At 71.4% G+C, this 10,401-nt stretch carries 10 protein-coding genes; 4 read left to right on the top strand and 6 right to left on the bottom strand.

Annotation, left to right across the window (positions count from 1 at the left end):
- The 3 genes from J7E86_RS21380 to pdhA form a co-directional block, all read right to left on the bottom strand.
- On the bottom strand, positions 1-332 hold a 332-nt coding region (locus J7E86_RS21380), incomplete at its 3' end, for a biotin/lipoyl-containing protein (RefSeq protein ID WP_285439740.1).
- A 22-nt stretch (positions 333-354) separates the two neighbouring features.
- Positions 355-1,335: an alpha-ketoacid dehydrogenase subunit beta gene (locus tag J7E86_RS21375; protein WP_215083343.1), complete on the bottom strand. Its 981-nt coding sequence runs from the start codon at positions 1,333-1,335 to the stop codon at positions 355-357.
- A complete protein-coding gene (gene pdhA / locus J7E86_RS21370) occupies positions 1,335-2,489 on the bottom strand; it encodes a pyruvate dehydrogenase (acetyl-transferring) E1 component subunit alpha (RefSeq protein ID WP_215083342.1) in 1,155 nt (384 codons plus the stop codon). The genes J7E86_RS21375 and pdhA overlap by 1 nt, the downstream gene beginning before the upstream one ends.
- Before the next feature lie 361 nt (positions 2,490-2,850).
- Here pdhA and J7E86_RS21365 point away from each other — a divergent pair, with 361 nt between their 5' ends.
- The 3 genes from J7E86_RS21365 to J7E86_RS21355 all read left to right on the top strand — a co-directional run bounded on the left by J7E86_RS21365 (position 2,851) and on the right by J7E86_RS21355 (position 5,294).
- Positions 2,851-3,510 (top strand): response regulator transcription factor, encoded by a 660-nt coding sequence (locus J7E86_RS21365; RefSeq protein WP_215083341.1) that lies wholly within the window; start codon positions 2,851-2,853, stop codon positions 3,508-3,510.
- A 116-nt stretch (positions 3,511-3,626) separates the two neighbouring features.
- A complete protein-coding gene (locus J7E86_RS21360; protein ID WP_215083340.1) occupies positions 3,627-4,163 on the top strand; it encodes a pyridoxamine 5'-phosphate oxidase family protein in 537 nt (178 codons plus the stop codon).
- 105 nt (positions 4,164-4,268) lie between these two features.
- Positions 4,269-5,294: a phosphotransferase gene (locus J7E86_RS21355; RefSeq protein WP_251019474.1), complete on the top strand. Its 1,026-nt coding sequence runs from the start codon at positions 4,269-4,271 to the stop codon at positions 5,292-5,294.
- A gap of 117 nt (positions 5,295-5,411) precedes the next feature.
- Here the strand turns inward: J7E86_RS21355 and J7E86_RS21350 are convergent, their stop codons facing one another.
- Positions 5,412-7,058 (bottom strand): protein kinase, encoded by a 1,647-nt coding sequence (locus J7E86_RS21350; protein ID WP_215083338.1) that lies wholly within the window; start codon positions 7,056-7,058, stop codon positions 5,412-5,414.
- 301 nt (positions 7,059-7,359) lie between these two features.
- On the opposite strand from J7E86_RS21350, the gene J7E86_RS21345 reads away from it, so the two are divergent.
- Positions 7,360-9,066: a protein kinase gene (locus J7E86_RS21345; RefSeq protein ID WP_215083337.1), complete on the top strand. Its 1,707-nt coding sequence runs from the start codon at positions 7,360-7,362 to the stop codon at positions 9,064-9,066.
- A gap of 162 nt (positions 9,067-9,228) precedes the next feature.
- Here the strand turns inward: J7E86_RS21345 and J7E86_RS21340 are convergent, their stop codons facing one another.
- Positions 9,229-9,792 carry a bacterial proteasome activator family protein gene (locus J7E86_RS21340; RefSeq protein ID WP_215083336.1) on the bottom strand — a complete coding sequence of 188 codons (564 nt, stop codon included), beginning with the start codon at positions 9,790-9,792 and terminating at the stop codon, positions 9,229-9,231.
- A gap of 93 nt (positions 9,793-9,885) precedes the next feature.
- On the bottom strand, positions 9,886-10,401 hold a 516-nt coding region (locus tag J7E86_RS21335; RefSeq protein ID WP_215083335.1), incomplete at its 5' end, for a hypothetical protein.

Here is a 10,401-nt window from a genome sequence, read left to right as displayed (position 1 = left end):
GCGGCGGCGGGAGCGGCGGCGGCCTGCGGCGCGGCGGCGGGAGCCGCCTCGGCGGGGCCCGCCCCCGGGTTCGTGTCCACGGAGATGATCGCCGTGCCCACGTCCACGGTCGTGCCCTCGGCGAAGCGCAGTTCGTGCACCACGCCGTCGAACGGGATGGGCAGTTCCACGGCGGCCTTGGCGGTCTCCACCTCGCAGACCACCTGCCCGTCGGAGACGGTGTCGCCCACGGCGACGTACCACTTGAGAATCTCGGCCTCGGTGAGTCCCTCGCCCACGTCGGGCATCTTGAACTCGCGGAAGCGCTGGTCGTTGGCAGTGCTAGCAGTCATCGTCACGGCTCTCCTGTCCCCCTCAGTACGCCAGCGCGCGGTCGACGGCGTCGAGCACCCGGTCCAGACCCGGGAGGTACTCGTCCTCCAGCCGGGACGGCGGGTACGGCGCGTGGTAGCCGCCGACCCGCAGGACCGGGGCCTCCAGGTGGTAGAAGCAGCGCTCGGTGATGCGGGCGGCGATCTCGGCGCCCGTGCCCAGGAAGACCGGGGCCTCGTGGACGACGACCAGCCGGCGCGTGCGCTCCACGGACGCCTGGATGGCGTCGAAGTCGACGGGCGACATGGACCGCAGGTCCAGCACCTCCAGCGACTTGCCCTCCTCCTCGGCCGCCGCGGCGGCCTCCAGACAGGTCTTCACCATCGGCCCGTAGGCGACCAGGCTCAGGTCCGTGCCCGGGCGGGCGACGACCGCGGCGTGCAGCGGCGCGGGGATGGCGTCCCGGTCGAGCTCGGACTTGTCGTGGTAACGGCGCTTGGGCTCGAAGTAGATGACCGGGTCGTCGCTCTCGATGGCCTGCTGGAGCATCCAGTAGGCGTCGGAGGCGTTCGACGGGGAGACCACCTTCAGGCCGGGCACGTGCGCGAACAGCGCCTCGGGCGACTCGCTGTGGTGCTCGACGGCGCCGATGGCACCGCCGTAGGGGATGCGGATGACGACCGGCAGCTTGATCTTGCCGAGCGCGCGGGCGTGCATCTTGGCGAGCTGGGTGACGATCTGGTCGTACGCCGGGAAGACGAAACCGTCGAACTGGATCTCCACTACCGGCCGGTAGCCCCGCAGGGCGAGGCCGATCGCGGTGCCGACGATGCCGGACTCGGCGAGCGGGGTGTCGATGACCCGGTCCTCGCCGAAGTCCTTCTGCAGGCCGTCGGTGACCCGGAAGACGCCGCCGAGCTTGCCGACGTCCTCACCCATGATCAGGACCTTGGGGTCGTTCTCCAGCGCGGTGCGCAGCGAGGCGTTGATCGCCTTGACGATGGAGAGCTTCTCGGCAGCCATCACTTGCTCTCCTCTGCGAAGGACGCCTGGTACGCGGCGAACTGGGCGCGCTCCTCGTCCACGAGGGCGTGGCCGTCGGCGTAGATGTTCTCGAAGATCGCCATGTCCTCGGGGTCCGGCATGGTGCGGACGGCGTCGCGCACCCGCTTGGCGAGCGCGTCGGACTCGGTCTCCAGCGCGGCGAAGAACGCCTCGTCGGCGTGGCCCTCGCGCTCCAGGTGGGTGCGCAGGCGCAGGATCGGGTCCTTGGCCTCCCACAGCTCGCGCTCCTCGTCCCGGCGGTACTTCGTCGGGTCGTCGGAGGTGGTGTGGGCGCCCATGCGGTAGGTGAACGCCTCGATGAGCATCGGGCCCTGGCCGGTGCGGGCGCGCTCCAGCGCGGCGCGGGTGACGGCGAGGACGGCGAGGACGTCGTTGCCGTCGACGCGGACGCCGGGGAAGCCGTAGCCCTGGGCGCGCTGGTAGAGCGGCACGCGGGTCTGGCGCTCGGTGGGCTCGGAGATGGCCCACTGGTTGTTCTGGCAGAAGAACACGACGGGGGCGTTGTAGACGGCCGAGAAGGTGAACGCCTCGGCCACGTCGCCCTGGCTGGACGCGCCGTCGCCGAAGTAGGCGATCACGGCGGAGTCGGCGCCGTCCTTGGCCACTCCCATGGCGTAACCGGTCGCGTGCAGCGCCTGCGAGCCGATGACGATCGTGTAGAGGTGGAAGTTGTTCTCGTTGGGGTCCCAGCCGCCGTGGTTCACGCCGCGGAACATGCCGAGCAGGTTGGTCGGGTCGACCCCGCGGCACCAGGCGACGCCGTGCTCGCGGTAGGTCGGGAAGACGTAGTCGTCGTGGCGGGTGGCCCGGCCGGAGCCGATCTGGGCGGCCTCCTGGCCGAGCAGCGAGGCCCACAGGCCCAGCTCGCCCTGGCGCTGGAGGGTCGTCGCCTCGGCGTCGAACCGGCGGGTCAGCACCATGTCGCGGTACAGGCCACGCAGTTCTTCGGACGACAGGTCGATGGAGTAGTCGGGGTGCTCGACCCGCTCGCCCTCCGGGGTCAACAGCTGTACGAGCTCGGGTCCGTCCGACCCGGCGGCGGCCGTCTTGGCCCCGGCCCGCTTGCTGCTGCCACGGCGCGGCTTGCGCGCGGCAGTGCTGTCCACAGTCACGTGTGCTCCTCCGTCTGTCCGGCCCCCGGGGTCGCCGGCGGCCAGAGGGGGTCCCCCCGCCGTGAGACAGGGGAAGGCTCGCTCGATCCCCGACGGCACACGGGGTGGGTGTGCCGAGGCCGGAACCGGGCGTGACAGGTGCCCCGGCAATGGCCTGCAATAAGCACGTTACCCAGAAGGCCGCATTCCTGCGAAACCCCGCCTGACCTGCAATTTTGCTTGGATTTCCAAGTAAATCGAGAAAGCGGGGCAACGCTCCTGGTCACGTCCTTGTGAGCACAGCCCTGCGGGCTGCCGGAACGACCGCACGTTATCCCGGAGGACAAGAGCAGGGGAAGAGTTGGTGTGTGAGACTGGCTCTGTGCCCGAACAACGAAAAATCACGGTATTTCTGCTCGACGACCATGAGGTCGTCAGGCGTGGCGTGCACGAGATGCTCTCCGTGGAGGCCGACATCGAGGTGGTCGGGGAGGCCGGAACGGCCGCTGACGCCTTGGTGCGCATTCCGGCGACCCGGCCGGACGTCGCTGTTCTGGACGTACGCCTTCCGGATGGCAGCGGGGTGGAAGTCTGCCGGGAAATCCGTTCTCAGGACGAGAACATCAAATGCCTGATGCTCACCTCCTTCGCCGATGACGAGGCACTCTTCGACGCGATCATGGCGGGCGCTTCCGGTTACGTTCTGAAAGCGATCCGTGGCAATGAGCTGCTCTCGGCGGTACGGGACGTGGCGGCCGGGAAATCCCTGCTGGACCCCGTGGCCACCGCGCGCGTGCTGGAGCGGCTGCGCGACGGCAAGGACCGCAAGGGCGACGGCCGGCTCGCGACCCTGACCGACCAGGAGCGGCGCATCCTGGACCTGATCGGCGAGGGCATGACCAACCGGGCCATCGGCGAGCGGCTGCACCTCGCCGAGAAGACCATCAAGAACTACGTCTCCAGCCTGCTCTCCAAGCTCGGCATGGAGCGCCGCTCCCAGGCGGCCGCCTACGTGGCCCGCCTGCAGGCCGAGAAGCGCTGACCGGCGATGCCCGGCGTCCCGAATCGAACAGGAACGGCCGATTCGGGACCAACGTCCCGGAGCAAAGGGGCGGGTGCCCCTATAGGCCCCTGTGACGAGAGGGCACAGTGGTGACCATGTTCTCCGCGCCCACCGGGCCCCCCGACGGTCACGACGCCGGTCACACCCCTGATCGCGGCGCCGGCCGCGGTACCGATCGCGCCATCGGCCGAGGCGCCGGCCCCGGCGCCGGTCCCGATCAGTACCGTGCGCTCGAACTGCTCGGCCGTACCCCCTACGGCAGGGTCTCGGTCAGCATGCGCGCGCTGCCCTTCGTCACCGTCGCCCGCCACATCGTGGCCGGCCGGCAGGTCCTGCTGCGGCTGCACGGCGGCTTCGGCTACGCACAGGCGTGCGACGGCAACGTCGTCGCGTACGGAGCCGACAACCTCAGCGACCGCCGCGAGGGCGACGAGGACGTCTGGACCGTGCAATTCGTCGGCACCGCCCGGCTCTTCACCCCCGGTCCCGCCGAACTCGACCGCTTCGGCCGGCCCCCGCGCACCGCGGACGCCGCACCCTTCGAACCCGAATACCTGTGCATCGAACCGCAGTTCATCACCCTTCACCACCTCGAAGGCGTCCCCGCGCGACAGGTCGCGCACTCAGGCTGATCTAACATTTGGAGCGTGCCGCGCTCACTTGTCCCCCCTCTCGTCGCCTCTCCCACCGGGGGACTTCAGGGGGACGGCGGCCTCCCGGGGCCCGACGGCGAGACGCTGCACGCCCTTCTGCGCCGCTACGGACGGGCCGGCGACCCGGTCTCCTGCGTGGCGCTCCCCGAGGGCCTCCTCAACCGCGGCTACCGCCTCGTCACCACGCGCGGCCACTTCTTCCTCAAGCACCACCTCGACGGCGACCACGCCGCCATCGCCCGCCAGCACGACGTCATCCTGCGCCTGGCCGCCCACGACGTCCCCGTCGCACCGCCCCTCGCCGACCGCGAGGACTCCACCGTCACCGTCCTCGACGGCCGCTGCTACGCCCTCCACCCCTGGGTCGACGGGCGGCACCGCCGCGGCCGCGAACTGACCCACGCGGAGTCCGACCGGCTCGGCAAGTTGCTGGGCCACATGCACATGGGCTTGGAGAAGGTCTGCTCCGACGAATTCCCCGACGGCCTCCAGGAAGGCCCTGAGGGCCCCTCTGAGGGCCTGGGAGGGGCGGGGCCGGGCGATGACGCCTCGGCGGATCCCCAGGACACGTACGCCCTCATCGAGGACCTTCTCGCGCTCGTACGCCGCCGCCCGCGCGACTCCTTCGACGAGCTGGCCGAGCACCGGCTCGTCGAACGCCGGGCCCTCCTGGAGCGCAACGCCCACCTCCGCCCGGCCGCCGTGCCCACCCGGGGCTGGGTGCACGGCGACTTCCACCCGCTCAACCTGCTCTACCGCGGCGGCGAGCCCGCCGCGATCGTCGACTGGGACCGCCTGGGCGTCCAGCCCCGCGCCGAGGAGGCCGTACGGGCCGCGGTGATCTTCTTCCTGCGGGACGACGGCACGCTGGACCTCGCGAAGGTCCGCCCGTACGCGCGTGCCTACCGCTCCGCGTGCGGCGCGGGCACGGCCGAACTCGCGGCGGCGGTGCACCGGGTGTGGTGGGAGCGGCTCAACGACTTCTGGATGCTGCGCTGGCGCTACCAGCTGGGCGACCACCGCGCCGACCCCGGCTTCCCGGCGTCGGCGGCGCTGTCGGTGTGGTGGACGCGCGCGTACGAGGACGTACGCGCGGCGTTCACGGACTGACGCGCGGAGATCAAGCCTGTCCGGCGATTGAGGACGCGCCCGCAGGGCGCTCGCCGCCGCAGGCGGCAAAGTCGGCCCGTGGGCAAAGATCCGCCGGAGGGCGACCGCGCGGCCCGGTCAGTTGGTGGTGCCGGTGGCTCCCTGGGCGGCGCTGCCGGCGGTGGTGCCCTGGGCGGCGCTGCCGACGGTCGTGCCGCCGCCGGTGGCGTTGCCGGTCGTCCCGCCGGGGTCCGTGCTCGGCGTGGCCGGCTTGTTGTCGCCGCCCGTCGCGCCGCCGCCCGTGGTGTCGGAGGACGCCGAGGAGTGGCCGGACGGCTCGCTGGACGTCCCGCTGCTCGGCTCCTGCGAATGGCGCCTGCTCGGCTCGTCCGACGTGTCCTCGTCACCGGTGGAGGGGTCGGTCCACTGCCCCTGGTTGCCCGTGGTGCCACCGCCGTTGTGCGGGGAGGGGCTGTGCTTGCCGGGGCTCGGGGTGGTGGAGGGGGTGGGCGACGAAGAGGACTTGGTGGGCTTCTTCTGGTTCTGCTGCGCGCCCCCGTCCGTCTTGCTCGCCTCCAGCGCGTACACGACGCCCGCCGCGATCGCGATCACCGCGAGCACCGCGACCAGCAGCATCCTGCCCTTGCTGCCGCCGTTGCCGCGGCCCCGGCCGCCGTTGCCGTTGTAGCCACTGTCGTCACCGCCGCGCGACGGGATGAGCGGCTGCTGCGAGGTGTCGCCGTGCACCGAGTGCGGCATGGCGGTGGTGCCGCCCATGGCGCCCATGCCGAGCGCCTGGGTGGCCGCGGTGGCGTGCGCGACCGGGCCGGTGTCCCAGCCGCCGGTGTGGGCGCCGCCCTCGTTGAGCATCTGGAGCGCGTACTGCACCAGCCCGCGCATCTCCTCCGCGCTCTGGAACCGGTCGTCCGGGTCCTTGGCGAGGGAGCGCATGACCAGCCCGTCGAGCTCCGGCGGCACGCTGCCGAGGACCTGCGACGGCGCGACGGGAGTGTCCTGGACGTGCTGGTAGACCACCGAGAGCGGGGTCTCGCCGGTGAACGGGGGCCGCAGTGCGAGAAGTTCGTAGAGCAGGCAGCCGGTGGCGTAGAGGTCCGAGCGCGCGTCGACCGTCTTGCCGAGGGCCTGCTCGGGGGAGAGGTACTGCGGGGTGCCCATGACCATGCCGGTCTGGGTCATGGTGGACGCCGCGCCGTGCAGGGCGCGGGCGATGCCGAAGTCCATGACCTTGACGGCGCCGGCGTTGGTGATGATGACGTTCGCGGGCTTGATGTCGCGGTGCACGATGCCGTGCTGGTGGCTGTAGGCCAGCGCTTCCAGGACGCCCGAGACGATGATCAGGGCCTGCTCGGGGCCCGGTGCCTCGGCGCTGAGCAACAGGTCGCGGATAGTGCGGCCTTCAACCAACTCCATGACGATGTACGGCACGACGCCACGGCCGACGGTGTCCTCGCCGGAGTCGTAGACCGCGACCACCGCGTGGTGGTTGAGGCCGGCCACCGACTGTGCCTCGCGGGTGAAGCGCGCCTTGGAGACCGGGTCCTCGGCGAGGTCGGCGCGGAGCAGCTTGACGGCGACCGTACGGCCCAGGCGCACGTCCTCGGCGGCGAACACCTCCGCCATGCCACCGCGGCCGAGGCGGTGGGTGAGGCGGTAGCGGCCGTCACCGACCAGTCCGCCGTTACCCCACATTTCAGGCACATCGGGCATACCGCCCCCGTTGGCGTCAGGGTCCATCGGACCCTGGGCGCTCTGCGTCTGTGCCATCAGTCCTCGCCGTCGTGTCTGGCCGCTTCGCGCGGAAAGGCGCTGCGGGGAAAACGGTCTTCCGTTAAGGCACGCTACAGGCTCCGCGCGGCGCACCGGTCCGGGATGGACGCGCTATCAAACCCGGACGGGCGTGAGCAAGGCAAATCTCGTGACGGCTTGTCGCGCATCCCGTCACGGAGCGGGCACGCGGCTTGACGTGCCCGTGCCCTGGGGCAGACTTGGCCGAGATATATCGCCGGATCCGGAACGGATCCGGCCCCGGTACGCCAGGCAGTGCGCCCAAGGGGGAAGTAGAACGATGAGCCAGGACGGCGCACAAGGCCGCTACACGGGCCGGTCTGTCGGCGGCGGCCGCTACCAGCTGCGCGACCTGCTGGGCGAGGGCGGCATGGCCTCGGTCCACCTGGCGTACGACAGCGTCCTGGACCGACAGGTCGCTATCAAGACACTCCACACCGAGCTGGGACGCGAGGCGTCCTTCCGCGAGCGGTTCCGGCGCGAGGCGCAGGCCGTCGCCAAGCTCACACACACGAACATCGTCTCGGTCTTCGACACCGGCGAGGACGACCTCGACGGGTCGACCATGCCGTACATCGTCATGGAGTACGTCGAGGGCCAGCCGCTGCGCTCCGTGCTCGACACGGACGTCCGGCAGTACGGCGCGATGCCCACCGAGAAGGCGCTGAAGATCACCGCCGACGTGCTGGCCGCGCTGGAGGTCAGCCACGAGATGGGGCTGGTCCACCGCGACATCAAGCCCGGCAACGTGATGATGACCAAGCGCGGCGTGGTCAAGGTCATGGACTTCGGCATCGCCCGCGCCATGCAGTCGGGCGTCACGTCGATGACGCAGACCGGCATGGTCGTCGGCACCCCGCAGTACCTCTCGCCGGAGCAGGCGCTGGGCCGCGGCGTCGACGCCCGTTCGGACCTGTATTCGGTCGGCATCATGCTCTTCGAGCTGCTGACCGGACGACTGCCCTTCGACGCCGACTCCCCGCTGGCCATCGCGTACGCGCACGTCCAGGAGGAGCCGGTCGCGCCCTCCTCGATCAACCGCTCGATCCCGCCGGCGGTCGACGCGCTGGTCGCCCGCGCCCTGAAGAAGAACCCGAACGAGCGCTTCCCGAGCGCCGAGTCGATGCGCGACGAGTGCGCGCGGGTGGCCGGTACGGCACAGTCCGCCGCCTCGCCGATCATCATCGCGGGCGGTCCGCCGGCGCGCAGCGGGGCGGGCGTCGGCTCGGCGGTCTTCCCGCCCGTCGACCAGCAGGCCCCCGCGCCCGGCCCGCAGGGCGTCCAGATGCCCTACCAGCCGCCCGCTGGAGGCCCGTACGGCGGTTACGGGCCGTCGACCCCGCCGCCGGGGCCCCAGGGCTACCAGACGCCCGCACAGCCCTTCCAGAGCGGCGGCCCGGCCACGCCTCCCCCGTACGTCCCGGCGACCTCCCCGGGCATGCCGTCCGGCGGCGGCAAGAGCAACAAGCCGGTCATCATCGGCTCGGGCGTCGTGGCGGTGCTCGCGGTGATCGGCGTGATCGCGGCCATCGCGCTCAGCGGCGGCGACAAGGGCGGCAACGAGGCCGGCGGCGACAAGGGCACCCAGGCCCCCGTGACCGGCGCGCCGGCGGGCGGCACGAGCGGCGGCACCACGACGGGCGGCACCGGGGCCGGCACCACCGGTTCCACCGGCGGCACGCAGAGCAAGCACAAAGAGGGCGACAGGTCGAAGGCCATCGACGCGCAGAAGTGCACGAAGGCCTATGAGTACTACAACGACAAGTCGAAGAAGTCGGCGCCCAACTTCAGCTACTTCTACATCGACTCGGTCAAGGCGTGCCTGCAGGCCGCCGGCTGGAAGTACCGGATCGACGTGCAGCCGGAGAACACCTGGGGCAAGGGCACGGTGCTGAGCCAGACGCCCAAGGAGGGCGACGCCTTCGACCCGAAGTCGCCGAGCGACATGTTCGTCCTGACGGTGTCGACGGGTGACCCGGCGTCCTAGCCTCCCCGGCCTTTCAGCGCATGTGCCCGGTACGTCCTGAGCGGACGTACCGGGCACATGCGTTCACGGGACGCTGCTGCCGGCCCCGGACCCGTCGGAGATACGGGCCCGTCAGAGGTACGGGCCCGTCGGAGATACGAACTCGTCAGAGATACGAGCCCGTCAGAGATACGGTCCGGAGCGCGCTCCGCCGTGCTGCTGGCCGCCTTCGCCGTCGTCGTCGCCGAGGACACCGGGCGGAAGCGCCCTGCGCATCTGCTCCAACTGGGCGCGTGCCGCCATCTGCTGGGCGAAGAGCGTGGTCTGGATGCCGTGGAAGAGCCCTTCCAGCCAGCCGACCAACTGTGCCTGCGCGATGCGCAGTTCCGCCTCGGTGGGAATCGAGTCCTCGGTGAAGGGCAGGGAGAGCCTCTCCAACTCCTCCACCAGCTCGGGCGCGAGCCCGTCCTCCAGCTCTCGGACGGAGCTGTGGTGGATCTCCTTGAGCCGGGCCCGGCTCGCCTCGTCCAGAGGTGCGGCCCGTACTTCCTCCAGAAGCTGCTTGATCATGCTGCCGATGCGCATGACCTTCGCGGGCTGTTCGACCATCTCCGTCACGGGGACCTCGCGCGACTCGTCGTCACCGTCCCCGACGCCGGGGTTGGTGCTGCCGAGAGCCATGCCGTCCGGGCCTACGACCAGGACGTGCGGGCTCTCCTGCGACCGTTCATTCCTCGGCATATCCATGCCGCCATTCTCTCGCACAGGTGATTTCCCCCTGGTGATGCCCCCGTACACGTCTGATCCACCGTGCGACGTGCGGTGTCGTGCGCCCCCTGTTCACCCCGCGCGCCGCAGACGCAGGGCGAAGTAGCCGAGTCCGAGCCCGGTGAGGGCCATTCCGGTGCCCAGCGGCAGGACGCGCATGACGCGGTCGCCGTCGGCCGTGGGAGGGCCGCCACGGGCCCCGGCGGGCGGCGGGGGCCGGTGCTGCGGACGGCCGGCTCCGGCCTGGTCACGGGGGCGCGGGTGGGGTTCCCGCGGTGCGGATCCGGCGCCGGGGCGGTCATGGCCGGGCGCCGGCCGGGACGGCTTGTCGGTCGGCCTGCCCGTCGGCGTGTCGGTCGGCGTGTCGGGGGACGGGCCCGGGTTCGCGTTCGCATTCATGTCGGAGGACGAACGGGGCGCGGGTGCCGGATCGGTGGCCCGGCCGGGGTGCGTACGGCCCTCACCTGCGGCGTTCCCGGCGAGCCGGTCGTCCCGGTCGGTGTCCGGTGGCGGGGCCAGCGGGGGCGGGGGCAGGAGCGCCGGGGGCGAGGTGGGCGCGGCCCGGCCCTCGGGGGGCGGGGTGGCGGG

The organism is Streptomyces sp. ISL-11, assembly GCF_018614525.1.
GTDB lineage: Bacteria > Actinomycetota > Actinomycetes > Streptomycetales > Streptomycetaceae > Streptomyces.
The sequence above is the reverse complement of the archived record's forward strand: the minus strand, read 5'-3'. Positions and strand labels throughout refer to the sequence as shown.